Origin of the sequence: Cellulosimicrobium sp. MI9406 (assembly GCF_040595865.1) — a bacterium.
GTDB classification, from domain to species: domain Bacteria; phylum Actinomycetota; class Actinomycetes; order Actinomycetales; family Cellulomonadaceae; genus Cellulosimicrobium; species Cellulosimicrobium funkei.
Map to the genome: position 1 here is coordinate 650,131 of NZ_JALIZI010000001.1, position 25,100 is coordinate 675,230.

Here is a 25,100-nt window from a genome sequence, read left to right on the forward strand (position 1 = left end):
GGTCCCATCCTCGCGTGCCGCGACCGCACCTGCTTGCGAGCGCGCGGGCGCGGCGCGACGGTGGCGTGCGGAGGTGGTCACCGTGGCCGACACGTTCCCCCGGATCGCCCAGGTCGTGCTCGACACGACCGACGCCCGCGCGCTCGCGGAGTTCTACCGGGGCCTGTTCGGGCTCGAGTACCGCGCGGGCGACGAGCCGCCCGCCGCGGGCGAGCCCGACCCCGACGGCGCGGACTGGCTCGTGCTGCGCGCGGCACCGGGCGGGGTCCAGCTCGCGTTCCAGCAGGTCGGGACGCTCCCGCTCTCGACGTGGCCCGACGACGGCGTGCCCCAGCAGCTGCACCTCGACTGCACCGTGCCCGACGTCGCGGAGCTCGACCGGCAGCACGACCGCGCGCTCGCGCTCGGGGCACGGCTGCTGCTCGACCGGTCCGACGACCCGGACGAGCCGCTGCGCGTCTATGCCGACCCGTCCGGTCACCCGTTCTGCCTCTTCGTGGGCTGACGCGCGCGGTCGCCGCCCGTCGCCGGGCGCGGGATCATGCGTGCATGACCGCGACCCCGCTGACCACCGCCCAGCTCACCGACGTCTACACCGACCTCCACCGGCACCCCGAGCTCGCGTTCGCCGAGCACCGGACCGCCGGGATCGTCGCCGAGCGGCTGCGCGGGTGGGGGTACGACGTGCACGAGGGGATCGGCGGGACCGGCGTCGCGGGCGTCCTTGCGAACGGCGACGGGCCGCGCGTCCTGCTGCGCGCCGACATGGACGGGCTCCCCGTCACCGAGCTCACCGGCCTGCCCTACGCCTCCACGGACACCGCGACCACGCCCGACGGCCACGAGTCCGGCACCATGCACGCGTGCGGCCACGACGTGCACGTGACGTGCCTGCTCGGCGCCGCGGCCGAGCTCGCCGCGCACCGCGACACGTGGTCGGGCACGCTCGTCGTCGTCTTCCAGCCCGCCGAGGAGGTCGGCGGGGGAGCGCGGGCGATGGTCGCGGACGGCCTGTTCGACCGGACCGGCGGGCGTCCCGACGTCGTCCTGGGGCAGCACGTCATGCCCCTGCCCGTGGGCGTCGTCAACCTCACGGCCGGTCCGGCGATGGCCGCGACCGACTCGTTCCGCGTCACCCTGCACGGCAAGGGCGGCCACGGCTCCAGCCCCGAGTCGACCGTCGACCCGGTCGTCATGGCGGCCGCGACGGTCATGCGGCTGCAGGGCGTGGTGTCGCGGGAGGTCGGGGCGCGGGAGTCCGCGGTCGTGACCGTCGGGGCCCTGCGGGCCGGGACGCAGGCCAACATCATCCCGGGGTCGGCGGAGCTGCTCGTCAACGTCCGGTCCTTCACGCCGCAGGTGCGCCGTCGCGTGCTCGACGCGATCCACCGCATCGTCGACGCCGAGGCCGCGGCGTCCGGGGCGCCGCAGGCGCCGGAGTACGAGGAGGTCTCGACGTTCGACCTCATGGTCAACGACCCCGCCGCCGCCGAGCGCACCCGGGCCGTCCTCGCCCGCACGCTCGACGAGCAGCACGACCGCATCACGGCCGCGGGCGGGCGGGCCGCCGTCGTGTCGCTGCCGCCGCTGCCCGGCTCCGAGGACGTCGGCGACCTCGCCACGGCCGCCGGCGTGCCGCTCGTCTACTGGAACCTCGGCGGGTTCGACCCCGCGCTCTTCGCCGCGTTCGACCTGTCCACCGCGACGGGCATGGGCAACCTGCCCGACGGCGTCGCCCCGAACCACTCCCCGTACTTCGCGCCCGTCCCCGAGCCGACGCTCGACCTGGGCGTCGCGCTCCTCGTCGCCGCGGCACGCGACTGGCTGCGCACGGCGTGACGTCGCCCCGCGCGACCGTGGCGTGCGCGTGGGGCCGCGGCTCCACCGGGATGAACCCGGGCTCTCCCTGAGCGGACTGGGGCCCTCCCTGAGCCGACCGGGCTCTACCTCGGCGGACCCGGGCATTACTCAGGCGAGCCCGGGGGGCGCGTCCTCGTCGGGGTCAGGCGGACTTCTCGCGCGGGGTGCGTGCGCGCGCGGTCGTGGTGCGCGGCACGATCGTGGGATTGACGTTGTCCAGCACGACCTCGCGCGTGATCACGACCCGCTCCACGTCATCACGCGACGGCACGTCGAACATCACCTGCTGCAACACCTCCTCCATGATCGCGCGCAACCCCCGCGCCCCCGTCCCGCGCAACAACGCCTGCTCCGCGACCGCCTCGACCGCACCCTCGGTGAACTCCAGCTCCACCCCGTCGATCGCGAACATCCGCTGATACTGCTTCACCAACGCATTCCGCGGCTGGGTCAGGATCCGCACCAACGCCTCACGATCCAACGCCGCCACCGACGCGATCACCGGAAGGCGCCCGATGAACTCCGGGATCAACCCGAACCGGTGCAGATCCTCGGGCCGCACCTGCGCGAACAGGTCCTCCCCCGCACCCGTCTCGATCGGCGCACCAAACCCCACACCCCGCTTGCGCGCCCGCGCCGCCACGATGTCGTCCAACCCCGCAAAAGCCCCCGCCACGATGAACAGCACGTTCGAGGTGTCCACCTGGATGAACTCCTGGTGCGGATGCTTACGACCACCCTGCGGCGGCACCGACGCCGACGTGCCCTCGATGATCTTCAACAACGCCTGCTGCACACCCTCACCCGACACGTCCCGCGTGATCGAGGGGTTCTCCGCCTTGCGCGCCACCTTGTCGATCTCATCGATGTAGATGATGCCCGTCTCAGCCTTCTTCACATCGAAGTCCGCCGCCTGCACCAGCTTCAGCAGAATGTTCTCCACGTCCTCACCGACATAACCCGCCTCGGTGAGCGCCGTCGCGTCCGCGATCGCAAAAGGCACGTTCAACATCCGCGCCAACGTCTGCGCCAGATACGTCTTGCCCGTCCCCGTCGGACCGATCAACAAGATGTTCGACTTCGCCAGCTCCACGTAGTCCGCGTCGTCGGTCGCGAGGGCCTCGCCCGCCTCCTCGGCGGCAGCGGCGGCGCGTACGCGCTTGTAGTGGTTGTGCACCGCGACGGCCAGCGCCCGCTTGGCGCCGTCCTGCCCGACGACGTAGCGGCTGAGGTGCGCGAAGATCTCGTGCGGCGTGGGGAGCGGGCCGCTGCCGGTGACGATGTCCTGCTCGGCCGACTCCGTCTCGCGGTCCTCCTCGACCATCTCGAGGCAGAGCGCGACGCACTCGTCGCAGATGAAGACGCCCGCGGGGCCCGCGATGAGCCGCTTCACCTGCCGCTGCGACTTGCCGCAGAACGAGCACGTGAGCGCGTCCGCCGCGCGGGGCCCGCGCTGACCGCGCGCGCCGCCGTCGTCGGTGCCGTCGGAGCGTGCCACCAGGTGCCTCCAGTCGAGTCGGTTGCGGCCGATCGTAACCGTCGCCCACGACACCCCCGCACGCGAGCCCTGGGACGCGCCGGTCAGGCGTGCGGGACGTCGTCCGCCGGGACGCCGCCCGCATCCTCGGTGAGGAGCTGGAGCCGGCTCGCGGTGCGGAACGCGTCCGGGCGGTCGGGGAGCGCGGTGCGGAAGGTGCCGAGCGCATGGGGCGACGTGACGACGAGCTCGACGTCCGCGTCGACCAGCACGTCGACGACCGCGACGAACCGCTGCTGGGCCTCGCGGTCGACGGCGGTGAGCAGGGGGACGTCGGTGACGACCCACCGGCGGAAGCGCACGGACCAGTCGAGGTACTCCAGGGTCGACGTCGGCCGGCCCGCGAGGTCGTCGAACGTCACCCACAGCTCGTCCGCGCGCGCCGCCGTCACGGGGAACGTGCGCGACCCGGTGCGCACCGCCGTCGCCTCGTCCGCGCCCGGGCGGCGCAGGCCGCGGGCCTCGAGCTGCGCCGTCGTGCCGGGGCGGAGCCACGCGCCCGCGGCGAACCCGGCGCGACCGCGCCCGCCCAGCGTCCGGTAGTCCGTGGGCCCGGCGAGCTCGACGACGTCGAGGTGCGCGCGCAGGAGCGCGATCCCGGGCTCGGCGACGTGGTGCCACAGCGGGTTCGGCAGCAGCGTGCCAGGCTCGTAGTTGGACGTCGCGAGCACGACGACGCCCGCCGCGAACGCGCGGCGCAGGAGCCGCGTGAGGAGCGTCGCGTCGCCCGTGTCGTGCAGGTGGAGCTCGTCGAGGAGGAGCAGCGTCGTGCCGCGCAGGAGGTCGTCGATCGCGTCGTCGACCGCGCTCGGGCGGTCCTCGGGCCGCACCTCCGGCCCCGGGGGTTCTGGCGCCGGGGGTTCCGGGACCTGCGGCGCCCGGGTGCGCCACCCGCGCGTCGGGCCCCCGTGCCCGACGGCGGCGCGCGGCTCCGCGCGGGCGACCTCCCGGCGCGCGTGGATGGCCGCGTGGAGGTCGCGGAAGAGGTCGTAGACGTGCGTGCGGCGCACGGCACCCGCGGGGAGCCCCGGCGTGACGGCGTCGACGAACGCCGTGGCGAGCCAGGACTTGCCCCGCCCGACCGGCCCCCAGACGTACAGCCCGCGGACGGGACGTCGTCGGGCCCGGGCGACGTCGTCACCGAGCCGCGCGAGCCGGCCGAGGAGGTCGCGCTGGCCGGCGTCGAGCACGATGCCGTCGCGGGCGGCGGCCGCCTCGACCGCGCGGCGGACGCGGTCGGCGCGGGGGCGGGTCACGGGGACACCCTAGGCGCGGCGGCCCGCCGGTCGGAGTCGGTGGCGAAAGCGCTAGACTGGAACCGTTCCAGAGAAGAGTGCGTCGTACCTGCCGCGGGAGGCCGAGTGACCGACCTGATCGACACCACCGAGATGTACCTGAAGTCGATCTACGAGCTGCAGGAGGAGGGGATCCCCCCGCTGCGCGCGCGGATCGCCGAGCGCCTCGGGCACTCGGGGCCGACGGTCTCGCAGACCGTGGCGCGCATGGAGCGCGACGGCCTCGTCGTCGTCGGGGGCGACCGCCAGCTCGAGCTCACGGCCCTCGGCCAGCAGACGGCGGTGCGCGTCATGCGCAAGCACCGCCTCGCCGAGCGCCTGCTCACCGACGTCATCAAGCTCGACTGGGAGCACGTCCACACCGAGGCCTGCCGCTGGGAGCACGTGATGAGCGACCTCGTCGAGCGGCGCCTCGTCGGGCTCCTCGACCACCCGGCGCACGACCCGTACGGCAACCCCATCCCCGGCCTGCGCGAGCTCGGCGAGGACCTGCCCGAGGTCGGCTACCTCCAGGGCGTCGTGTCCCTGCGCGCGCACCTCGTCGCGCGCGGCGCGGTGCCGGGCACGGAGGTGCGCGTCGTGCTCCAGCGCATCGCCGAGCCGATCCAGGTCGACGTCGAGCTGCTCGCGCGGTTCGCCGAGGCCGGTGTGCTCCCGCACCGGACCCTCGTGGTCACGGTGGGTGACGGCGTCGTCACCGCCTCGGGCGAGGGCGCCCTGACCGTCCTCGACCTGCCCGACGACGTCACGCGCCACCTCTTCGTGACCGCGGACTGACTGACGGGGTCGTGGCCCGAGGCGGCCGCCGAGAACGAGGTTGGTCCCGCTATCCACCGGATAGCGGGACCAACCTCGTTGTGGTGGGGGAGCGGGGTCGTGCTCGCCGACCGGGTGTCGTGCGGCGGGGTCGTCAGGGGACGATGAGCCCGGCGGTCTGGGTCTTGGCGCGCTGGAGGCGGGCCTCGGCGTCGGACCAGTTGACGAGGTTCCACCAGGCGGTGACGTAGTCGGCGCGCACGTTCTGGTAGTCGAGGTAGTAGGCGTGCTCCCAGACGTCGAGCAGGACGATGGGGGTCAGGCCGAGGGTGAGGTTGCCCTGCTGGTCGTAGAGCTGGACGGTGATGAGCTTCTGGCCGATGGAGTCCCAGGCGAGGATGGCCCAGCCGGAGCCCTGGACGCCGGCGGCGACGGCGGCGAACTGCTTCTTGAAGGCGTCGAAGGAGCCGAAGTGCTCGTCGATCGCGGCACCGATCTCGCCGGTGGGCTCGCCGCCGCCCTCGGGGGAGAGGTTGGTCCAGAAGGCGGAGTGGTTGACGTGGCCGCCGAGGTTGAACGCGAGGTTCTTCTCGTGGAGGTTGATCGCGGCGAAGTCGCCGGACTCGCGGGCCTCGGCGAGCTTCTCCAGGGCGGTGTTCGCGCCGGTGACGTAGGCCTGGTGGTGCTTGGAGTGGTGCAGCTCCATGATCCGCCCGGAGATGTGCGGCTCGAGCGCACCGTAGTCGTAGGACAGCTCGGGGAGAGTGTAGACAGGCATGGTTCCTCAGGTTCCTTCCGTCGGTATGCAGCCACGCTAGGACCTCGACCACGGTTGAGGTCAAGGAGGGCGCGCTGTGATCTTGCAGGTCGGACGGGTCGTCCCGCCCGTCGAGCGGCCTCGTTCGGCGTGCGCAACCATGGTCGGATGGGGACCGTCTCGGACTACCTCGCCGGTGCCGACGAGCCGGACCGCGTGGCGCTCGCGCGCGTGGTCGAGATCGCGCGGGACGTCGCACCGGCCGCCACCGAGGGGACGAGCTACGGCATGCCTGCACTGCTCTACCGCGGCAAGGCGCTGCTCAGCGCCATGGCGTCCGCGAAGCACCTCGCCGTCTATCCGTTCAGCCCTGCGGCGGTAGCGGCCGTCGAGCCGCGGCTCGACGGGTTCTCGCACGCGAAGGGGACCGTTCGGTTCTCCCGGGACCACCCGCTGCCGGACGACGTCGTGCGCGACCTCGTCGCGACCCGCGTCGCGGAGATCGACGCGCAGCTCGACCGCTGAGCCGCGCGCCGTCGAGCACAGGACCTGCGAGCGAGGTCGGCCGGGTGCTGGCTGGCGGACTGTGCTCGGCCCGCGTGCGCTCGGTGCGGGGGTCAATCCGCTGGGGCGGGCGGCCGTCGTCGGGCACCATGGACGGATGCCCGACGACGTCCGCCCCGGCCTGCGCGTGACGACCACCCTGGTCGTCCCCGAGGCGGAGCTGTCGTGGCGGTTCTCGCGCTCGTCCGGCCCCGGCGGGCAGGGCGTCAACACCACGGACTCGCGCGTCGAGCTGTCGTGGGACGTCGCCCGGTCGGCGGTCCTCACCGAGGCCCAGCGCGCGCGCCTGCTCGACCGGCTGGGTCGCCGCGTCGTCGGGGGCGTCGTCACGGTCGCGGCGTCCGAGCACCGGGAGCAGCGGCGCAACCGCGAGGCCGCACGCACCCGGCTCGCCGCGCTGCTGGCCGCGGCCGTCGCGCCTCCCGGGCCGTCGCGGCGGGCGACGCGGCCCACGCGCGGGTCCGTCGAGCGGCGGATCGCCGCCAAGAAGCGGCGGACGGACGTCAAGCGCCTGCGCCGCCCGCCGCAGGACTGACCGTGCTGGCACGCCTCACCGACCACGACCCTGCGCACGGTCGAGCACGGGCCTCCTGTCGTTCTCGACGCGAGAGCGACGGGCAACCTCGTGGTCGGCGGGGTCAGAGGCGGCGCGCGAGCTCCGGGTAGTCCACGACGAGACCGTCGGCGTCGACGGTGAGGTCGGCCGTGAAGTCCCGCGTCGCGCTCGTGTACCTGACGACGCCCTGCCCGGTCGCGGGGTCGAGCGGCTCGCGCGCCGCGTAGACCTGGTCGCTGCGCAGGACGCGCAGCGACGGCATCTCGACCCAGGCCATCACGAGGTGCGTCTCGTGCGCCGGCGGGTCGTCCCCGAGCAGCCCGAGCCGCAGGATCGGCATCGTGTTCGTCACCGGGCAGAGCGCGATGTCGCAGTCCAGCGCCCCGTCGAGCGTGGCCGGGTCCTGCACCCCGGGCGCGGCCAGGCCCGACGGCGGCGTCCCCACCTCGCGCACGTCGGCCCGCCACGCGCCGTCGGGCATCCGGACGAGGTCGAGGTGCCGCGACCACCCGAGGCCCCGCACCGACACGTCGAGGTGCTCCGTGGCCCAGCCCGGCCCGGTGCGCAGCGCCCACGCCGTCGCGTAGGTGGTGGCGCGCGACGTGCCGAGCGCGGCCAGGCGGTCGCCGCGGACGGTGACCGTCGCCGCCTCGAGGCGGTCGGGGTCGTCGTCCCAGCCGGTCCATGCGACGTGCCTCGTCCGTGGGCTCACGCCGGTCAGTGTGGGCCGAAAAGCCGGTGCCCGCGCGGCGAGCGCGTGGCAGGGTCGCGCCATGACCTCTCGTATCTCCCACACCACGTTCGACGCGCGGGACGCCTACGCGCAGTCCGTCTTCTGGGCCCAGGTGCTCGGGTACACCGACGTGCCCGGCGACCCGAACCTCCCCGGCCACGAGGAGTGCATGATCGTCCCGCCGGCCGGCGCGACGACGCCCGCCGAGAGCCGGGGGCACGTCCTGTTCGTCGAGGTGCCCGACGACAAGCAGCTGAAGAACCGCGTCCACCTCGACCTGCGGCCCACCGACGGGTCGCGCGAGGAGGAGGTCGAGCGCCTGCTCGCGCTCGGCGCGACCCAGGTCGCCGACCGCCGCACGCCCGACGGCGGCGGCTGGGTCGTCCTCGCCGACCCGGAGGGCAACGAGTTCTGCATCCTGCGCAGCGACGCCCAGGTCGCGGCGGACGCGGCGCGCTAGCGGTCGGTCATCCGGATCCAGCCGCGCTGCGCGGCCCGGACGCCGGCCTCGAACCGGCTGGTGGCGCCGAGCCGTCCCATGAGGCCGGCGGCGTGGCGGCGCACGGTGCGGGGCGAGACGCCGAGCCGGACGGCGACGGCGGTGTCGGTCTTGCCCTCGGCGAGCAGCCGCAGCAGCGTGTCCTCGCTCGGGGCGAGCGCGTCGCCGTCGGGCCGTGCGCGGTCCCACTCGGACTCGGCGAGGGCGCGGAGCGCGGCGACGGCGTCGCGGTCGGTCACGGCGCGCGTGCGCCCGGGGCGCGCCACGAGCACGACGGTGTCGTCGAGGGCGACGAGCGACACCGGGAGGGAGGTCGCGACCCGTCGCTCGACCGCGGGGGCGCCACCGCTCGCGTCACCGGGCCGACCCGCCGCACGACCGGGGCCGCCGTCCTGCGCGGGCGTGCCGTCCGTGCCCTCGTCGCGACCCGCACCGAGCATCACGACGCGGAGGCGTGCGGCGTGGCGGGCGCGCTCGTGGACCCGGAGCCACAGGGGCTCCGGGCAGGCCTCGCTGCCGTCGTCGAGGACGAGCACGTCGTGCGCGCGGCGCAGCGCGAGGGCCCGCGCGGAACGGCGGGCCCCGAGGACCGGGTCCCGCTCCGTCGAGGTCACGCCGTGTGACTGTAGTCGACCCCGGCAACGGTCCCGGGCCGTCCCGCGGTGCGGACCGATGTGACGGGTTGCGGTCGAGAGAAGGCATTTGTCCTCTTCCGGCCACGTGAATTTGTTTACACCGCGAGCAACCGCTGCGAGGCTTCCCCCGGACCGCCGGGGTGGGGCGTGTGCTTCCTGGCGTCCGCGTGCGTCGGGACGGTCCCGGCGCCGGCGAGCAGGGGGCGACGTGGGCGTGCAGCCGGACGACCGGACTCTCGTGGACCTCGTCCGCGACCACGTGCGCGAGCGCCCGGACCACCCCGCGGTCGTCGTCGTGCCGGAGGTGGGAGAGCGGCGCACGCTCACCTACGCCGAGCTCGACGCGCAGGCGGCGGCGCTCGCGGCCCGCCTCGCCGCCCGGCACGAGCCCGGCGACCGCGCGCTGGTGCTCTACTCGGCCACCGCGTCGTTCGTCGTCGGGCTCCTCGCGTGCTTCTCCGCCGGGCTGGTGCCCGTCCCGTCCCCCCTCCCGGGCGGGCAGGCGTACCAGCGCGAGCGCGTGCGCGGCATGCTCGCGGACTGCGACGCCGCCGTCGTGCTCGTCGACCCGACCGCCGCGATCGAGACGACGGAGTGGGCCGTGCCGCTGCGGCGCGCCGACGGCAGTCCCGTCGCCGTCACCGTGGTCGACGGCGCGACGGACGGCCCGGCGCGGCGGGACCGCCCGGGCCCGCAGGACGTCGCGTTCCTCCAGTACACCTCCGGGTCCACGAGCAGCCCCAAGGGCGTCGTGGTCACGCACGCGAACGTGCTGCACCACCACGACGCCTTCACCACGACGCTCGGCCTCGTCCCGGACGACGTCTTCTGCAGCTGGCTCCCGGGGTACCACGACTTCGGCCTCGTCGGGATGCTGCTCGTGCCGCTCGGCCTCGGGGCGACGGCGGTCGTCGTGCCCTCGACGTCGTTCCTCAAGCGCCCCGTCCGCTGGCTCTCCGCCATCACCGAGACGGGGGCGACCGTCACGGCGTCGCCGAACTTCGGCTACGACCAGTGCGCGCGGCGCGTGCGCGACGACCAGCTCGCCGAGCTCGACCTGTCCCGCCTGCGCTGGGCGCTCGGCGGCGCCGAGCCGGTCGACCCGGCCGTCCTCGACGCGTTCACGCGCCGGTTCGAGCCCGTGGGCTTCCGCGGGTCCGCGCACGGCCCGGGGTACGGCCTCGCGGAGGCGACGCTGACGGCCACGTACCCCGACAGGCGCCTCCCGCTCGTCGTCACGGCCGACGAGACGGCGCTCGCCGACGGCCGCCTGGTCGTGACGGAGGAGGCTTCCTATCTGTCCGCCCTCCCCGACGCCGCGACGGTCGAGGGGCCGGGCGCGCGCCTGGTGTGCTGCGGCGTGCCGAGCGGGGTGGAGCTGCGGGTCGTGGACGGCGAGGGCGGCACCGTGCCGGACGGCGCGGTCGGCGAGGTCTGGCTGCGCGGCGGCAGCGTCGCGGCCGGGTACTGGGGCGACGCGGCGGCGACCGCGACGGCGGAGATCTTCGGCGCCGTCGCCGCGGACGGCACGGGCCCGTGGCTGCGGACCGGCGACCTGGGGGCCCTGCACGGCGGCCAGCTCGTCGTCACGGGCCGCATCAAGGAGCTCCTCATCGTCGCGGGCCGCAACCTCTACCCGTACGACCTGGAGCGCGAGCTGCGCCGCCTGCACCCCGGGGCCGAGGGCCGCCCGGGTGCGGTGTTCGAGGCGGAGGGCCGACCGGGCACGCTGTGCGCGGTCCAGGAGTTCCGCCCCACGCCGGGCGCCCGGGCGGGCGGGACGGCGAGCGCCGAGGAGGAGCTGGACGCCGTCGTCCGGCAGATGGCGGCCCACCTCGCGACGGTCTCGGGCGCCGCGGTGCACGACGTCGTCCTCGTGCGTCCCGGCCAGGTGCCGCGGACCACGAGCGGCAAGATCCAGCGCGGCCGGGCGCGCGACCTGCACGGCCGGGGCGACCTGGCCGCGCTCCACTCCCTGCGCGCGGCCCGCGACCGCGCGCACCCCGAGCTCGCAGGGAGCCGACCATGACCGCACCCCGACCCGACGCCTTCGACGACCTCGTGCTGCGCCACGTCGCCACCGCGCTCGGCGTCGCCCCCGCCGACGTGGACGCGGGGGCCGACCTGGCCGGGCTCGGCCTCGGCTCGGTCCAGGTGCTGGCGCTGCTCGGCGACCTGGAGGACGCCCTCGGCGTCGACCTCGACCCGGAGGCCGTCGTCGACAACCCGACGCCCCGCGCGCTCGCGACGCACCTGCGCAGCGTCGTCGACGTCCCCGGGACGGCGGCATGACGACCCTCGTCGACGTCGGCGCGCACGTGCCCGCGACGCGCGTGCCGATCCGCGACCTCGCCGACGAGCTCGGCCTCGACCACCTCGAGCTCGGCGTGTTCGAGCGGTTCTTCGGGCTGCGCGAGGTGTGCACGGCGCCGGGGCAGACCCTCACCGACCTGCTCGTCGCCGCGGCGCGCGCCGTGCCCGGGCTCGCGGGCAACGAGCACCGCGTCCGGTACGTGCTGGGGGCGCGGACCATCGCGACGGTCGCCCCGGTCGGGGTGAACCCCCTGCACGACGCCGCGACGCGCCTCGGCCTGGACCACGCGGTCGTGTGGACGCTCACCCAGCACGCGTGCGCATCGGCGCTGCTCGCGGTCGACCTGGCGGGGCGCCTCCTCGCGTCGGACGGCGACCCGGACGCGCTCGCCCTCGTGCTCACGGGGGAGAAGGCGTTCAGCCCGGGCTCCCGGCTCATCGAGGGCACGACGATCATGGGCGAGGGCACGGCGGCGTGCCTCGTCGCGGCGTCAGGCCCGGCAGGCTCGTCCGCCGACGGGCCCGCGTCGGGCAGCCCCGTGCTCGCCTACGCGACCCGCACGCTGGGCGAGTACCACCAGGTGCCGCTCCCCGAGGACCTCGCGGGCCCGTTCGGCGTCGCGTACACCGAGGTGCTCGCCGAGGTCGTGCTGGAGGCCGTCGAGCGCGCGGGCCTCACGCTGGACGACCTCGCGCTCGTCCTGCCGCACAACGTCAACCGCGTGTCCTGGCGGCGGCTGTGCACGCGCCTCGGCCTCCCGCTCGCGCGCGTCCGGCTGGACGACGTCCCGGTGACCGGGCACTGCTTCGGGGCGGACTCGTTCATCGGCTACGCGGCCGCGCGCGCCGAGGGCCGGCTGCGGCCCGGCGACCCGTTCCTCATGGTCGCCGTCGGGCTGGGCGCCACGTTCTCCGCCATGGTCCTGCGCCACGAGGCCTCGGAGGGATTCAGGGTCTCCGGGGTCTCCGAGGGCTCCGACGGCGCCGCGGCCCACGACACGAAGGAGCAGGCATGACGGTCGAGCAGGTGACGGGGACCGCCCCGCAGACCACCACGGCGGCCGGCCGCGAGCCGTTCCTCGCGCGGACGAAGCGCGCGCTCGCGGGCGCGCCCGACGCGCCGCTCGTGCTGCTGGGGAACGTCGAGGTCGAGGACGCGTGGGCGGCCGGAGAGGTCGGCCTGCCCGCCGTCGGCGGCGCGTCGGCGACGGCGGCGCTCGTCCACCGCATGGACGAGCTCGCGCTGCTCCTCGCGGGCCCGCGCGACCACGTCGTGCTCAAGGCCGAGCCGGACCCCGACCACGTCGCGCACCTGGACGCGCTCGGCGTCGGGCTCCCCACGGTGCACGTCGCCGGGTCGAGCGACCCGCTGCGCACGGTGACGCTCGACGCGCTCGACTCGCCCGCGCTGCTCGCGCGCCTGGGGGAGCTCGCGGCGGACGGCGTGCGGCTCCTCGCGCACGGGACGTCGTCGGCCGAGGAGGACCTCGCGACGGCGACGGGCCTGCGCTCGGTGCTCCCCGACGCGGCGACGACCAAGACCGTCAACAGCAAGGTCTACAGCCGCGGGCTGTGCGACGAGCTGGGCGTGGAGCAGGCGCGCGGCTGGGCGTGCCGCACCGTCGAGGACTTCGAGCGTGCGTGCGTCGAGGCTGCGCGGCTCGTCGCGGACGGCGCGACCGTCGGCGTCAAGGACGCGTACGGCGTCTCCGGGAAGGGGATCCTCGTCGTCGACGACCCGCGCCGGCTCGACCAGCTCGTGCGCATGGTCGCGCGCCGGGCCGCGCGCTCGGGCGACGACCGCCTCGCCGTCGTGGTGGAGGTCTGGGCCGACAAGGCGACGGACCTTAACTACCACTTCACGGTCGCGCGGGACGGCTCGGTCGCGTTCGACTTCGTCAAGGAGGCGATCACGGAGGGCGGCGTCCACAAGGGCCACCGCATCCCGTCGCGCCTGCCCGCGGACCAGGTCGACGCGCTGGCCGAGCTGTCGGGCCGCCTGGGCGCGCGGCTCGCGGCCGACGGCTTCCACGGCCTCGTCGGGGTCGACGCGCTCGTGCGCACCGACGGCCGGCTCCTGCCCGTCCTCGAGATCAACGCGCGCAGCAACATGTCGACGTACACCGTCCCGCTCCAGGAACGGTTCCAGCCCGACGGGTGGGTCGCGCTCGCGCGCCAGTACCCCCTGGTGCTCGACGCGCCGCTCCCGTTCGCGGCGCTCCACGACCTGCTCGGCGACCTGCTGCCCGGCGCCCCCGGCGAGGCGGGCCTCGTGGTCCAGGGGACCGGCACGGTCAACGCGGGGGCGTCGGGCGCGTCCGGGCCGACGCCGGGCACGACGTTCGCGGGCCGGCTCCACGGCCTCCTCGTCGCGCCCGACGAGGACACCCTGACCCGCCTCGACCGCGCCGTGACGGAGCGGCTGGCCTCGCGGCCCACCGGCCGCCCCACCGAAGGAGACGCCCGATGACCACGACCCCGACCCGGCTGACGACGCCCGGGAGCGCGGACCTCGCCGCGGTCGCGGAGCGGTACGGGACCCCCGTGTACGTGTACGACGGCGACGTGCTCGCCGCGAACTACCGGGCGCTGCGCGAGCGGCTGCACCCCGCGCTGGGGATCTTCTACTCGCTCAAGGCGAACCCGAACGTCAGCGTCTGCGGGCTGCTGCACGCGCTCGGCGCGAACGCCGAGGTGTCGTCCCTCGCGGAGCTGCGCACCGCGCTCGCCGCGGGCGTCGCGCCGCAGGACGTCCTGTTCCTCGGCCCCGGCAAGAGCCGGGACGAGCTCGTCTCGTGCCTCAACACGGGCGTGCGCGCGATCATCGTCGAGTCGCTCCCCGAGCTCGCGCTCGTGGACGAGCTCGCGCAGGCGGTGGGACGGCCCGCGCGCGTCGTGCTGCGCGTCAACCCGTCGTTCTCGGTCAAGGGCTCCGGGCTCACCATGGGCGGCAAGCCGCGCCAGTTCGGCATCGACGAGCAACAGCTCCTCGACGCGCCCGACCTGTGCTACGGCCTCACCGCAGCCCGCGTCGTGGGCGTCCAGGTGTACATGGGGACGCGGATCCTCGACGAGGGCACGATCGTCGAGAACACGACGCGGATCTTCGATCTCGCCGAACGGCTCGCGGAGCGCCTGCGGTTCCCGCTGGAGCTCGTCGACGTCGGCGGCGGCCTGGGCGTCGCGTACTTCGAGCGCGAGCGCGACCTCGACGTCGAGGTCCTCACCGCGGCGCTCAACCCCGTCGTCGAGGCGTTCGTGCAGCGCCACCCCCGGACCGACCTCGTCATGGAGCTCGGCCGCTACCTCGTGGCGCTGTGCGGCACGTACGTCGCGCGCGTGCGGTACGTCAAGGAGTCGATGGGCGAGCGGTTCGCGGTGGCCGACGGGGGCACGAACCACCACATGGCGGCCGTCGGCATCGGGTCGTTCGTCAAGCGCAACTTCCCGATGCGCCGCGTGGGACCCGCCTCGACCGCCGAGGACGTCGCGTGGAACGTGACGGGCCCGCTGTGCACCCCCAACGACACGATCGGCAAGGCCGTGCCGCTCCCGGCCGACCTCGCGCCGGGCGACCTCGTCGCGGTGGACCGCTCCGGCGCGTACGGCGCGACGGCGTCGCCGGTGCACTTCCTCAGCCACGGGTACCCGGCCGAGGTGCTCACGCTGGGCGACGAGACGTTCCTCGTCCGGCACGCGGACACGCCCGACGACCTCCTCGCGCGCCAGGTCTTTCACGACCTCGGTGCGCGGGTCGAGCCCGTCGCCGTCGGCGCCGTCCCCTGAACCACCGCCCGTCCGCCGTCGTCCAGCCACCGCCCGCCCCGCGGGCGCCGACCCACCACCCGGAGGAACCATCGTGAGCACCAGCACCGAGCCGCAGGAGGCCCTCGGCCGCGAGCGCGTCGTCGGGGCCGTCGTCGAGGCCCTGTCGAGCGTCCTCGGACGACCGCTGCCCGACGTGACCTCGACGACGCGCCTGTTCGACGACCTCGACCTCGACTCCACGAGCGTCCTCGGCCTGCTCATGGCCCTCGAGGACTCCCTCGACATGGAGGTCGACCCGGAGTCGCTCGAGCAGCACCACCTCGAGACGGTCGGCTCGCTGACGGACTTCGTCGTCGAGCACTCGACCCGGAACTGACGTGCCGCTCGGGGGCAGCGGTGCGGGGCCCGGAGCCTCGCCGGCGTCGGGTCCGCGCGACGACGCGCTGCGGGTGCGGGCCGTCGTGGACGTGCCGGTCGACGACCTCGTGCCCGTCGGGGACGGGACGCGGCGGTCGGTCGCGGAGGACCTGCGGTACGTCTACGGCGAGGACCGGCCGACGGACTGGCTCGAGGACGGGCCGGGCCGCGACTACCCGACGATGATCCGCGCGGCGCGCGCGGCGCTCGACGGGCGTGGGCTGCTCGACGACGTGCGCCTCGTCGTGCTCGTCGTGACGACTCCCGACCTCCAGCACGAACGGCTCCTCGGCGGGTTCGTCGCGGACCTGTTCGACGGCGGCCCGTCTACCTTCTGCGTCACGGAGCAGGGGCTCGCGGGCCCGTTCACCGCGCTGCGCCTCGCGGGCGAGCTGCTCGCCGACGGCGGGCCCGTTGTCGGGTCGCGCGGCGGACCGGGAGGCGGGCCGGTCGGCGGGCCGGGCGATGCCGGGCGCGCAGGGACGGCCGTCGTGCTCGTCCTCGAGCAGTGCACGCTCCCGCCCACGGAGACGCGCGTCCCGGCGCGGGACCGCGTGGTGGCGCTCGTCGTCGCGCGCGACGGCGCGGGGCGGCCCGTCGAGGACCTGGTGGTCGCGCGCGCCCCGCGGGGTCCGCGCCCCGCGGGCCCCACCGCGCCGGCGGGTTCGTCCGATGTTCCCAGCGGGGCGGGCCCGGACGTCCGGCGCGTCGTCCTCGGTGTCGACGTGGACCCGGCCGACGTGCCCCTGCTCGACGGCGACGTCGTGCGGCGCGCCGACCCCGGGGCCGCGGCGACGGGCGTCTGGGAGGTGCTCGCGGACGACGACGCCCCGGCCGCGCCCGTCGTGCTGCACGAGCGGTGCGTCGAGCTCGGCTACCGCTGCTCGCTCGCCCTCGGTCCGCGGTCGGCCGCGACGGCCCCGGAGGCCGACGGCCGCGCTCGCGAGGCGGTGCTCGCATGAGCGCGGGGGTCGTCTCGCTGGACGCGGGCGCGGTGGGTGCCGACGTCGTGGCGACCGGGGTCCCCGGGGTGCGCGACGTCGCGCGCGAGCAGGGCGCGGTCGCGGCGCTCGTCGCGCTCGCCGCGGTGCTGCCTGTCGCGGTGCTGCCGGGGGAGTGCGTCCTGCTTCCCGACGACGTCGCCCCGCCGCCCGGGTCGGCGCTGCTGGGCGAGGTGCTGTCGGACGCGGGCCCGCTGCTCGCCTGGCGCGCGGCGGCGTCCGGGCCGGTGGACGACCGGCGCGACCGTGCCGCGGACGCCGCGTGGCGCGTGGGGGTGGCGTGGGCGCGGACGGGCCTGTGCGAACGGCTGGCCGACCGTGCGGTCGACCGGCTGCGCGGCCGGAGCGTCGGCGGCACGGCGACGGTGAACCTGCCGCCGGTCCGCCTCGTCCTCGCGGACGCCGCGCTCGCGCACCTGGAGGCGCAAGCGCTGCTGGCGCGCGTGACCGCGGAACCCGGGGAGCGGGCGGACGACCGACCGGTGCCCGCCACGACGCTCGCGCGCGTCACCGCGGTGCTCGACCGCACGTCGCGCACCGTCCACAACCTGTTCGGCGCCTCCGGGTTCGTCGACGGCGACGCGGCCCGGCTGGCCCGCACGATCGACCTGCTCGGCCACGCGAGCGGCACGCTGCCGACCGGGGCGACCCGCGGCGGGGAAGGGCAGGACGCATGACCACCGTCGACCTCGTCGCGCTGCGGGACCACCTGCGCCCCGTGGCCGTCGCGCTCCGCGAGCGCGCGCTCGCGGTCGACGCGGACCCGGGCGCGCTGCACGCGCTCCTCGACGCCGGCGTGCTGCCGTACCGGCAGCTCGGCGGCTTCCCGCCCGGTTATCTCGACGACCCGCTGCGCGTGCGGGGCGTGCCCGTGCTCGTGCGGACGTGCGTCGAGCGCGCCGTCGTCGCGGAGACGCTCGCGTGGGGCGACGCGTCCGTCGTCGTCGGGGCGCCGGGGCCGTCGATGTCCGGGGTCGTCGTGGACGACCTCGCGGACGACGAGCAGCGCGACCGCTTCTACCGGCACGTCGCGCAGCCGCGCACCTGGACGTTCTTCGGGCTCACCGAGCCCGACCGCGGCTCGGACGCCGCCGCGCTCGAGACCGCGGTGGTCGCGGGAGGCGTGCCCACGGGCGGCGCGACGGCGGATGGCGCGACCGAGGGCGGTGCAGCTGCGGACGACGGGAGCCCGGGCGCCGTTCTGCGCGGCCACAAGAAGTACGTCGGCAACGTCGCCCGGGCGAGCCTCGGCGTCGTGTTCGCGCGGCACCGACCCGGCCCGCTCGGGGTCGGGGTCTACCTCGTCGACACCGCGCGCCCGGGCTTCGACGCCGCGCCGCTCGTGACGACGGGCATGCGGGCCGTGCAGCTCGGCGAGGTCCGGCTCCGCGACGTGCCGCTCCGCCCGGAGGACACCCTGGGCCGGCACCTCTCGCCGTCGCGCCGTGGCCTCCTCGGGGCGGTCCGCACGTTCAACCGGCTGCGGCCCGTCGTCGCGGCGCTCGCCGTGGGTGTCACGCAGGCGGCCCTCGACTACGTGCGGGCCGCGCGGTCGTCGTTCCTGGCCGACGAGCGCCTGCTGCTCGAGACGTTCGACGACCGTCTCCACGCGGCCCGGGCCCTCGTGCTCCAGGCGGCGCGCGGCGCCGACGCCGACCCGGCGGACGGGACGCTGCCCGCGGCGGCGAAGGCCACGGCGCTGGACCTCGCGGAGGAGGTCACGCGCGCGGTGCCCGCGCTGCTCGGCCCCGGCGCGCGGTGGGAGCACCCGTACCTCGACAAGCTCGTCCGCGACGTGCCCGGCCTGGAGATGATGGAGGGCACGCGGACCGTCCAGCGGCTCACGCTCGCCCAGGGCTGGCTGCAGGGCAGGGCACGGCATGTCGAGCTCGTCTAGGGAGGCAGGAACGGCACCGGCCCTGCCCGTCCCCGGGCCCGATCCTGACGCCGCGCCGCCGGGCGGGTCGGGGCTGCCGGGCGCGTCGGCGCCGTCGGTCGCGGAGCTGCGCCGACGCGTCCTGCGGCTCGCGGGCCCGATCTGCGCCGCGCTCGTCGTCGGGGCGCTCGCGCAGCTCGTCGTCGCGGCGCTCCTCGGGCACATGGGCGACGACGCCCTGTACGTGCGCTCGCTGTTCATCCCGGTGACGTTCCTCGTCCTCGCCGTCCAGGAGGGTCTCGACGTCTCGACGCAGGTCGGGTTCGCGCGCCTGCGCGGCGCGCGCGGCCGGGACGACGTACCGGCGTCCGCGACGACGGCGCTCCTGGGGCGGTTCGTCGCCGCGGGCGGTGCGGTGCTCGGCGCCGTGGCGCTCCTCGTCGTCCTCGCCGCCCCGGCGCTCGCGACCGTGCTCTCCGTGCCGGGCCCGCTCGTCGCGGAGTTCGTGGCGTTCGCGCGCTGGACGGTGCTCGCGAGCGTCCTGTCCGTGCCGACGGCGGTGGCGGCCGCCGCGCTGCGCGGCTGGGGTCGCACGGGCGCGTCGGCGACCGTGGCGCTGCTCGTCGCGGGGCTCCAGGTGCTCGTCGTGTGGCTCGTCGGGCTGGTCGGCGGGTTCGGCGTCCTCGCCGTCCCGGTCGCGATCGCCGGGTCGACCCTCGTGGGCGCGGGCGTCGCGTGGGCCCTCCTCGTGCGGGCGGGCCTCCTACCGAGCCCAGGACGTCCGACGCGCGGCGCCGCGCGACCGGGTGCGGCGGACGGTCGGGGCGTCGACGTGCGCGTGCTCCTCCTCGGCGTCGGCCTGCCGGTCGGTCTGTCCTACCTCCTGCTCACCGTGACGAACCTCGTCATGGTGTGGGTGCTCGGGCCGTCGGGGACCGACGTCGTCGCCGGGTTCGGCGGCGCCGCGACGGTCCAGACGCTCGTCGTCGTGCCGGCCATCGGCCTCGCGGCCGCGGTGAGCATCGTCATGAACCAGCAGTGGGGCGCAGGTGCGCTCGGCCTCCTCCCGCGCACGTTCCGCGCCGGGACGGTCGTGGTCGCGGGGACGTACGTCGTCGTGGGCGCCCTCGTCCTCGCGGCGGCGCCCGTGCTCGCAGGGCAGCTCTCCGCCGACCCGGAGGTCGCCGCGCAGGCGGCGCTGTACCTGCGGGTCGTCGGGCCGTCGTACGCGGGGGTCGGCCTCGTGCTGTACCTCGTGACGCTGCTGGAGCAGCTCGGGTACGGGCGCGTGGCGGTGACGCTCAACGTGCTGTACCACGCGGTGTCGCTCGGGGTCGGCGGGGCGCTCGCCCGGGCGGGCGGCGGGCCGACCGCGCTGTACGCGACGATCGCGGTGGCGAACGTCGTCGGGCTGGCCGTCCTGCTCCCCGTCGCGGTGCGTCTCGTGCGACGACGCGCGGGCGGCGGCCGGGCGCGGCAGGTCACGTCGTGACGGCCGGACCGGTGGTCGTGCGCGCCGGGGAGCCGGGGCCGGGACCGGTGACCGCGGCGCGGGGCGAGGTCCGCGACCTGGTGCTGAGCGTCGTCGTCATGCACCACCCGGCGCGGGGCGACGTGTCCGCCCTCGTGCGCGCGTGCGCGCCGCTGGACGTCCGCGTCGTGGAGGACCCCGACCCGGACGGTCCGCCCAGCCCGCTGCGCACCGCGAAGCGCGCCTGGGCCGCCGTCGCGCCCGGTGCGACGCACCACCTCGTGCTCCAGGACGACGTCACGCCCGTCGCGGGCTTCGCGGAGCTCGTCCGGCGCGCGGTGCGGGCCCGGCCGCGGCACGCCGTCGCGCTGTACTCGAACTGGAACAGCCCGCGCAACGCCTACCTCGTGCGCGCCGCCGCGGCGGCGGGCCAGGCCTGGGCGCCGCTCGGTCACGACGAGTGGGTGCCGACGCTCGGCCTCGTGCTCCCCGCCGACGGCGCCCGACGGCTCGCCGCGCACCTCGCGACCCTGCCCGACGACGCGCGCGACGACGACGAGGCCGTCGTGACGTTCTGCGCGCGCGAGCGGTACCCGGTCGTCGCGACGCTCCCGCACCTGCTGGAGCACGGCGACGGCCCCAGCCTCGCGGGCAACGACGCGCACGGCGCCCGGCACGCCACCGTCCCGGCGGACGACGTCGTCGACCCGGACGCGTGGGACCGTCCTTGTCCGGAGCGGACGCCGGCGCGCGTCCCGGCGACCCTGCGGTCGGTCGCCGTCACGCTCGAACGGTCGCGCTGCACGCTGCGCGTGCTGCGCCCCGCCGCGGGCGAGCCGCTCGAGCACCCGTTCGGGTGGGCCTGGGACGCCTGGTCGGGGTGGCTCGGCGTCCACCCGGCGGCGGTCGCGCACGACGTCACGGCGCTCGCCGCAGGGGTCTGCCCGCGGCTGGGGGGCGTCGCGCCCGCCGCGCTCGTCGAGCTCGGCGCGGCGTGCTGGCTGCTCGGGTCCGACGTCGCGCGGACCGCCTGGCCACCGCCTGCCAGCCCCGGGGCGACGGCGCACCGGGCGGCCGCGGTGCGGACGTGGGTGCTCGCGGGGCTGCTCCCCGCCGACCGCCCCGAGGACCGCGTCGACGAGCTCGTCGCGTTCGGTCTCGACGCGCTCGCCGCGGGCGCGGCCTGGGCGGCCACGGCGCGGGACGCCACGGCGGACGGCGCGTCTCCTGCCGGGCCCGCCCGGCCCGGCCCCGGCGCGCGCGGAGACCGGCCCGACCCGGCCGCACGCGACGACCGTCGTGGCCCGACCGCTGGCGACGACCGGCTCGATCCGGCCGCTCGCGACGACAGTTCCGACCTGGCCGCTCGCGACGACCGGCTCGACCCGGCCGCGCTCGACGCGGTGCGGCTCCTGGCCGAGCGGGACGCGGCCGTCGTCTGCCGCGCGGCCGGTCCGGCGGTGCCGGTGCGGGTCGTCGTGCACGACTGCGCGTCGTGCGGCGCGCAGGCCGCGGACGCCGTCGCCGACCTCGCCGCGGACGGCGACCTCGACGGCGCGGCCGAGCACCTCGTGGCGGACGAACAGGACGTCGTGGACGAGCACGGCGTCGTGGACGAGCACGGCGTAGCGGCGACCGCCGTCGGGTCGGACGACACCGCGTCCCCTGCGGGCGACGGGACGGGCTGCCCTCGCCCGGCGCCTGGCGGCCCCGACCCCGTGCACGGCGACGGACGGACCCCGGACGCCCGCGCGACGGTGGAGGTCCTCGCGTGCGAGCGGCTGGAGGTGCGCGGGTTCCTCGGCCTCGTGCCGGGCGGACGGCACGTCTCGCGCGGGCTGTGGGCGGCACGCCGGGCGTCGGCCGCGGGTGAGGAGCGGCTCGACGCCGCCGACCTCCTCGCGGCGCTCGCGGACGAGGCGGCCGGCCTGCCCGTCGTGGCCCGCGGGGTGGGCGAGCCGCTCGGCCGCCCGAGCCGCGCGCCGCTCGGCCTCCAGCACGCGACGGGCGCCGCGCAGGCGTACGCCGATCGGTACGCCGCGGCGCGGTCCGCGCGCGCGGCGGAGCTGCTGTGAGCGGCGGCCCGGCGGGGGTGTGGCGGTGGCGCGGCGACGCGCTGCTGCTCGACCTCGACGGCACGCTCGTCGACTCGTCCGCCGCGATCGAGCGCCACACGCTCGCGTGGGCCGCCCGCCTCGGGCTCGACGGCGCGGCCGTCGTCGCCGCGTCGCACGGGCGGCGCGACGTCGAGGTCGTCCGCCTCGTCGCGCCGGGTGCCGACGTCGCGCGCGAGGCCGCGTGGCTGCACCGCCTCTCGTGCGACGACACCGAGGGCGTCGTCGCCGTGCCGGGCGCGGCCGAGCTGCTCGCCGGTCTGGACCCGCGCACGTGGACCGTCGTGACGTCGGCGGCGCGCGAGGTCGCTCTCGCGCGCCTCACCGCGGCGGGGCTGCCGGTGCCGGGGCGCCTCGTGTGCTCGGAGGACGTGACGCGCGGGAAGCCCGACCCCGAGGGCTTCCGCGCCGGGGCCCGGCTGCTCGGCGTCGACCCGCGGCGGTGCCTCGTGCTCGAGGACTCGGCGGCGGGCGTCGCGGCGGGGCGCGAGGCGACGGCGGCCGTGCTCGCCGTCGGGCCCGAGCCCGTGCCGGGGGCGCACCACCGCGTGCCGGACCTGCGGCCGGTGGCGGCACGACCCCTGCGCGGCGGGCTGGAGGTCCTCGTACGGGCCGACCGCCCCCTGCGCGTCGCGAGCCTGGAGGTCGTGGCATGAGCGGAGTCCTCGACGTCGAGGCCTGGTACGTCGACACGACGGTCCCCGTGCTCGGCGGCGACACCCTGCTGGGCGCGGCGGAACGGGCGCGGTCCCGGCGGTTCGCGGTCACCGCCGACGCCTCCCGGTACGTGCACGCCCACGTCGCCGCCCGCGTCATCCTCGCGCGGCGCGCGGGCCTGGCGCCCACGGACGTCGGGTGGGAGGTGGGGCCGCACGGGAAGCCGGGGCCCGTCGTCGGGCAGCGGTGGAACCTCAGCCGGAGCGGGGGGCACGCGCTCGTCGCGCTCGCCGCCGACGACGTGGGCGTCGACGTGCAGGTGCGCGACCCCCGCGTGGACGTCGCCCGCGTCGCGGCGCGCTACCTCGCCCCCGCGGCCGGGACCGCGGGAGCCGCCGACGACTGGCGTCGCCTCGCGCGCCTGGAGGCGTGCGCCAAGGCGGTCGGCGGGCGCCTGCTCGACCTGCTCGGGCTCGACGTCACCACCCCCGGGGTCGTGCGGGCCGACGACGGCGCGTGGCGCGGGCAGGAGTGGTGGGTGTCCGACGTGCCGGCCCCGGACGGAGCCGTCGCCGCGTGCGCGACGCCGGGCGCGCGCCCGCACGTGTGCCGCGTCCGGACGTGGCCGGGGGAGCAGCGCGACCGCCCGGTCCGCGTGCAGCGACCGGTCGCCGCAGGGGAGGGGGCCCGATGAGGGTCGTGCACCGGGTCGAGGTCCGCGGGAGCGCGGGCGAGGGGCCCGCCACGTGGGGGCAGACCGCCATCCGGCGGGCCCTCGCGGCGCTCGCGCCGCAGGACCACCAGTTCAACCTCGTGTGGGGCGGTCCCCTCGACCGTCCGCTGCCCACCACCGCAGCGCTCGAGGTGGTGCGGGCGCTCGTCGAGCGCCACGACTCCCTGCGGACGCGGATCCACGCGCGGGGCGACGGCTTCGCCCAGGAGCTCTGCGGCGCCGGGACGGTCGAGGTGGTCGAGGAGCGGGTCGACGACCTCGCCGCCGTCGCCGTGCGCGGCGCACGGATGCGCCACGAGCTCTGGAGCCGCAGGTTCGACTACACGACGGACCTGCCCGTGCGCGCCGGTCTCGTGACCGTCGACGGCGCGGTGCACCACACGGTGCTCGTCGTCGCGCACACGGCCCTCGACGGCTGGGGCCTGCCCGTGCTCGACGCGGACCTCACGGCCCTCGCCGCGGGGAGCGCCCCGCCGGAGCGGGTCGCGTGGACGCCGCTCGACGAGGCGGCCTGGCAGACGTCGCACGACGGTCGCCGGCACGACGCCGCCGCCCGAGCCCGCACCCTGCGCACGATGCGGGCGGCGCCCGTCGTCGTCTTCCCGCGAGGAAGCGCCGACGCCGAGGGCCCGGACGGCGGGGACGCCGACCGCGGCAGCACCGTCCGCAGGGGCACAGGAGGCGTAGGCGAGGAGGCCGGGGGCGCGGGCGAGGCGGTGGCCACCGCGCGGCCGCGGTACCGGCAGACCGTCCTGCGCTCGCTCCGCCTCGGGCCCGCCGCGGAACGCGTGGCCGCTCGGTGGCGCACGAGCACGTCCGGGGTGCTGCTCGCGGCGTCGTGCCGGGCGCTGTCCGCCGCCGCGGGCCGCGACGACCTCGCGCTCCAGGTCATGGTGAGCAACCGGTTCCGGCCGGCGCTCGCGGACGCCGTCGTGACGACGGCGATGGAGGGGCTGCTCCACGTCGACGGCCTCGACGCCCCGTTCGAGGAGGTCGGGCCACGCGTGTGGCGGGCCGCGATGACGGCGTACCGCTCGGCGTACTACGACAAGGACCTGCTCCGGCGGGAGGCCGCCGCCGACCCGACGACCGCGCACGACGGGACCTGCTGGTACAACGACCGGCGCGGCACCGGGCCCGACCGGACGCTGCGCGCACGACCCACGCGGTCGCGGCGGCTGGCTCGCGCCGACGCGTCCGACGAGCAGGGCGGCGTCACGCTCACGCTGCACCTCGTGGACGCGCCGGACGGCGGCGTCGACGTCGTGCTCACGGCGGACGCGGCGCGCCTCGACGACGCGACCGCGGAGTCCGTGGTGCGGGACGTCGAGCGCACGGTCCTGGCGGCGTCCCGGGCCCCGACCCCGTCGTCGCCTCGACGCGCCCCTCGGCCTGTCGCCCCCCGCGCCCCCTGACCGGGTCAGCGAGGGCCGCGCCCGCGCGTCGGGCGGTGTGACGTCCGCAACGGGCTGCGGGTGAGACGGCGCCAGCGCGTGCGAGGAGTGCCGGAGCCTGGGAGTGTTCACGTCCGCAGGGAAACCGACGTATCGGAGGAGTA

25 protein-coding genes are annotated in these 25,100 nt (G+C 76.5%); 20 read left to right on the top strand and 5 right to left on the bottom strand.

The window, feature by feature from the left end; translation table 11 throughout:
* Window positions 1–82 precede the first annotated feature (82 nt).
* Together MT994_RS02900 and MT994_RS02905 are read left to right on the top strand one after the other, a co-directional pair.
* A complete protein-coding gene (locus MT994_RS02900; protein WP_354805034.1) occupies window positions 83–505 on the top strand; it encodes a VOC family protein in 423 nt (140 codons plus the stop codon).
* Window positions 506–549: 44 nt separating this feature from the next.
* The gene (locus tag MT994_RS02905; protein WP_354805035.1) at window positions 550–1,839 is read left to right on the top strand and encodes an amidohydrolase; all 1,290 of its coding nucleotides are present in this window, start codon (window positions 550–552) and stop codon (window positions 1,837–1,839) included.
* Between the two features lie 163 nt (window positions 1,840–2,002).
* Here the strand turns inward: MT994_RS02905 and clpX are convergent, their stop codons facing one another.
* Both clpX and zapE read right to left on the bottom strand, forming a co-directional pair.
* Window positions 2,003–3,358, bottom strand: coding sequence for an ATP-dependent Clp protease ATP-binding subunit ClpX (gene clpX / locus MT994_RS02910; protein ID WP_354805036.1), 1,356 nt, complete (start codon window positions 3,356–3,358; stop codon window positions 2,003–2,005).
* 83 nt (window positions 3,359–3,441) lie between these two features.
* Entirely contained in the window at window positions 3,442–4,653 is a 1,212-nt protein-coding gene (gene zapE / locus MT994_RS02915) for a cell division protein ZapE (protein ID WP_354805037.1), read from the bottom strand.
* 105 nt (window positions 4,654–4,758) lie between these two features.
* Here zapE and MT994_RS02920 point away from each other — a divergent pair, with 105 nt between their 5' ends.
* Window positions 4,759–5,469: a metal-dependent transcriptional regulator gene (locus MT994_RS02920; protein ID WP_043659817.1), complete on the top strand. Its 711-nt coding sequence runs from the start codon at window positions 4,759–4,761 to the stop codon at window positions 5,467–5,469.
* 133 nt (window positions 5,470–5,602) lie between these two features.
* Here MT994_RS02920 and MT994_RS02925 read toward each other — a convergent pair whose 3' ends face one another.
* Window positions 5,603–6,226: a superoxide dismutase gene (locus MT994_RS02925; RefSeq protein WP_074804415.1), complete on the bottom strand. Its 624-nt coding sequence runs from the start codon at window positions 6,224–6,226 to the stop codon at window positions 5,603–5,605.
* 147 nt (window positions 6,227–6,373) lie between these two features.
* Between MT994_RS02925 and MT994_RS02930 the strand changes: the two genes are divergently transcribed.
* Both MT994_RS02930 and arfB read left to right on the top strand, forming a co-directional pair.
* Window positions 6,374–6,730 carry a DUF1801 domain-containing protein gene (locus MT994_RS02930; RefSeq protein ID WP_194521610.1) on the top strand — a complete coding sequence of 119 codons (357 nt, stop codon included), beginning with the start codon at window positions 6,374–6,376 and terminating at the stop codon, window positions 6,728–6,730.
* A gap of 136 nt (window positions 6,731–6,866) precedes the next feature.
* Complete coding sequence (gene arfB / locus MT994_RS02935; RefSeq protein WP_354805038.1) at window positions 6,867–7,304, top strand: alternative ribosome rescue aminoacyl-tRNA hydrolase ArfB; 438 nt, start codon at window positions 6,867–6,869, stop codon at window positions 7,302–7,304.
* A 103-nt stretch (window positions 7,305–7,407) separates the two neighbouring features.
* Here the strand turns inward: arfB and MT994_RS02940 are convergent, their stop codons facing one another.
* Window positions 7,408–8,037 carry a putative glycolipid-binding domain-containing protein gene (locus tag MT994_RS02940; RefSeq protein WP_354805039.1) on the bottom strand — a complete coding sequence of 210 codons (630 nt, stop codon included), beginning with the start codon at window positions 8,035–8,037 and terminating at the stop codon, window positions 7,408–7,410.
* Window positions 8,038–8,098: 61 nt separating this feature from the next.
* On the opposite strand from MT994_RS02940, the gene MT994_RS02945 reads away from it, so the two are divergent.
* The gene (locus MT994_RS02945; protein ID WP_354805041.1) at window positions 8,099–8,518 is read left to right on the top strand and encodes a VOC family protein; all 420 of its coding nucleotides are present in this window, start codon (window positions 8,099–8,101) and stop codon (window positions 8,516–8,518) included.
* Here the strand turns inward: MT994_RS02945 and MT994_RS02950 are convergent.
* On the bottom strand, window positions 8,515–9,171 hold the full coding sequence (locus tag MT994_RS02950; RefSeq protein WP_228485162.1) for a LuxR C-terminal-related transcriptional regulator: 657 nt from the start codon (window positions 9,169–9,171) through the stop codon (window positions 8,515–8,517). The two genes, MT994_RS02945 and MT994_RS02950, sit on opposite strands and share 4 nt — an antisense overlap.
* A gap of 229 nt (window positions 9,172–9,400) precedes the next feature.
* Between MT994_RS02950 and MT994_RS02955 the strand changes: the two genes are divergently transcribed.
* From MT994_RS02955 to MT994_RS03020, 14 genes are all read left to right on the top strand, one after another.
* A complete protein-coding gene (locus tag MT994_RS02955) occupies window positions 9,401–11,221 on the top strand; it encodes a fatty acyl-AMP ligase (RefSeq protein WP_354805043.1) in 1,821 nt (606 codons plus the stop codon).
* Window positions 11,218–11,484 carry an acyl carrier protein gene (locus tag MT994_RS02960; RefSeq protein WP_076406742.1) on the top strand — a complete coding sequence of 89 codons (267 nt, stop codon included), beginning with the start codon at window positions 11,218–11,220 and terminating at the stop codon, window positions 11,482–11,484. Before MT994_RS02955 ends, MT994_RS02960 begins: the two co-directional genes overlap by 4 nt.
* The gene (locus MT994_RS02965; protein ID WP_354805044.1) at window positions 11,481–12,521 is read left to right on the top strand and encodes a 3-oxoacyl-[acyl-carrier-protein] synthase III C-terminal domain-containing protein; all 1,041 of its coding nucleotides are present in this window, start codon (window positions 11,481–11,483) and stop codon (window positions 12,519–12,521) included. Before MT994_RS02960 ends, MT994_RS02965 begins: the two co-directional genes overlap by 4 nt.
* A complete protein-coding gene (locus tag MT994_RS02970) occupies window positions 12,518–13,975 on the top strand; it encodes a hypothetical protein (RefSeq protein ID WP_354805045.1) in 1,458 nt (485 codons plus the stop codon). Before MT994_RS02965 ends, MT994_RS02970 begins: the two co-directional genes overlap by 4 nt.
* Complete coding sequence (locus MT994_RS02975; RefSeq protein ID WP_354805047.1) at window positions 13,972–15,291, top strand: type III PLP-dependent enzyme; 1,320 nt, start codon at window positions 13,972–13,974, stop codon at window positions 15,289–15,291. Before MT994_RS02970 ends, MT994_RS02975 begins: the two co-directional genes overlap by 4 nt.
* Before the next feature lie 73 nt (window positions 15,292–15,364).
* Window positions 15,365–15,649, top strand: coding sequence for an acyl carrier protein (locus tag MT994_RS02980; protein ID WP_194521618.1), 285 nt, complete (start codon window positions 15,365–15,367; stop codon window positions 15,647–15,649).
* A 73-nt stretch (window positions 15,650–15,722) separates the two neighbouring features.
* On the top strand, window positions 15,723–16,652 hold the full coding sequence (locus tag MT994_RS02985; protein WP_354805048.1) for a hypothetical protein: 930 nt from the start codon (window positions 15,723–15,725) through the stop codon (window positions 16,650–16,652).
* Complete coding sequence (locus tag MT994_RS02990) at window positions 16,649–17,368, top strand: acyl-CoA dehydrogenase family protein (RefSeq protein ID WP_354805049.1); 720 nt, start codon at window positions 16,649–16,651, stop codon at window positions 17,366–17,368. The genes MT994_RS02985 and MT994_RS02990 overlap by 4 nt, the downstream gene beginning before the upstream one ends.
* The gene (locus MT994_RS02995; protein ID WP_354805050.1) at window positions 17,365–18,588 is read left to right on the top strand and encodes an acyl-CoA dehydrogenase family protein; all 1,224 of its coding nucleotides are present in this window, start codon (window positions 17,365–17,367) and stop codon (window positions 18,586–18,588) included. The genes MT994_RS02990 and MT994_RS02995 overlap by 4 nt, the downstream gene beginning before the upstream one ends.
* Window positions 18,572–20,059 (top strand): MATE family efflux transporter, encoded by a 1,488-nt coding sequence (locus tag MT994_RS03000; protein WP_354805051.1) that lies wholly within the window; start codon window positions 18,572–18,574, stop codon window positions 20,057–20,059. The genes MT994_RS02995 and MT994_RS03000 overlap by 17 nt, the downstream gene beginning before the upstream one ends.
* Entirely contained in the window at window positions 20,056–22,113 is a 2,058-nt protein-coding gene (locus tag MT994_RS03005) for a hypothetical protein (protein WP_354805053.1), read from the top strand. The genes MT994_RS03000 and MT994_RS03005 overlap by 4 nt, the downstream gene beginning before the upstream one ends.
* Window positions 22,110–22,808: an HAD-IA family hydrolase gene (locus MT994_RS03010; RefSeq protein ID WP_354805055.1), complete on the top strand. Its 699-nt coding sequence runs from the start codon at window positions 22,110–22,112 to the stop codon at window positions 22,806–22,808. The genes MT994_RS03005 and MT994_RS03010 overlap by 4 nt, the downstream gene beginning before the upstream one ends.
* On the top strand, window positions 22,805–23,503 hold the full coding sequence (locus MT994_RS03015; RefSeq protein WP_354805056.1) for a hypothetical protein: 699 nt from the start codon (window positions 22,805–22,807) through the stop codon (window positions 23,501–23,503). The genes MT994_RS03010 and MT994_RS03015 overlap by 4 nt, the downstream gene beginning before the upstream one ends.
* Window positions 23,500–24,957, top strand: a complete 1,458-nt coding sequence (locus MT994_RS03020; RefSeq protein ID WP_354805057.1) for a condensation domain-containing protein — start codon at window positions 23,500–23,502, stop codon at window positions 24,955–24,957. Before MT994_RS03015 ends, MT994_RS03020 begins: the two co-directional genes overlap by 4 nt.
* Window positions 24,958–25,100: the final 143 nt, after the last annotated feature.

Bases quoted from the DNA above. Each gene is read 5' to 3' on its own strand.
- MT994_RS02965 (WP_354805044.1), top strand. From the start codon at position 11,481: ATGACGACCCTCGTCGACGTCGGCGCGCACGTGCCCGCGACGCGCGTG.
- MT994_RS02925 (WP_074804415.1), bottom strand. From the start codon at position 6,226: ATGCCTGTCTACACTCTCCCCGAGCTGTCCTACGACTACGGTGCGCTC.
- MT994_RS03020 (WP_354805057.1), top strand. From the start codon at position 23,500: ATGAGGGTCGTGCACCGGGTCGAGGTCCGCGGGAGCGCGGGCGAGGGG.
- MT994_RS02930 (WP_194521610.1), top strand. From the start codon at position 6,374: ATGGGGACCGTCTCGGACTACCTCGCCGGTGCCGACGAGCCGGACCGC.
- MT994_RS02990 (WP_354805049.1), top strand. From the start codon at position 16,649: ATGAGCGCGGGGGTCGTCTCGCTGGACGCGGGCGCGGTGGGTGCCGAC.
- MT994_RS03000 (WP_354805051.1), top strand. From the start codon at position 18,572: ATGTCGAGCTCGTCTAGGGAGGCAGGAACGGCACCGGCCCTGCCCGTC.
- MT994_RS02905 (WP_354805035.1), top strand. From the start codon at position 550: ATGACCGCGACCCCGCTGACCACCGCCCAGCTCACCGACGTCTACACC.
- MT994_RS02975 (WP_354805047.1), top strand. From the start codon at position 13,972: ATGACCACGACCCCGACCCGGCTGACGACGCCCGGGAGCGCGGACCTC.
- MT994_RS03015 (WP_354805056.1), top strand. From the start codon at position 22,805: ATGAGCGGAGTCCTCGACGTCGAGGCCTGGTACGTCGACACGACGGTC.
- MT994_RS02945 (WP_354805041.1), top strand. From the start codon at position 8,099: ATGACCTCTCGTATCTCCCACACCACGTTCGACGCGCGGGACGCCTAC.
- MT994_RS02995 (WP_354805050.1), top strand. From the start codon at position 17,365: ATGACCACCGTCGACCTCGTCGCGCTGCGGGACCACCTGCGCCCCGTG.
- MT994_RS02960 (WP_076406742.1), top strand. From the start codon at position 11,218: ATGACCGCACCCCGACCCGACGCCTTCGACGACCTCGTGCTGCGCCAC.
- MT994_RS02970 (WP_354805045.1), top strand. From the start codon at position 12,518: ATGACGGTCGAGCAGGTGACGGGGACCGCCCCGCAGACCACCACGGCG.
- arfB (WP_354805038.1), top strand. From the start codon at position 6,867: ATGCCCGACGACGTCCGCCCCGGCCTGCGCGTGACGACCACCCTGGTC.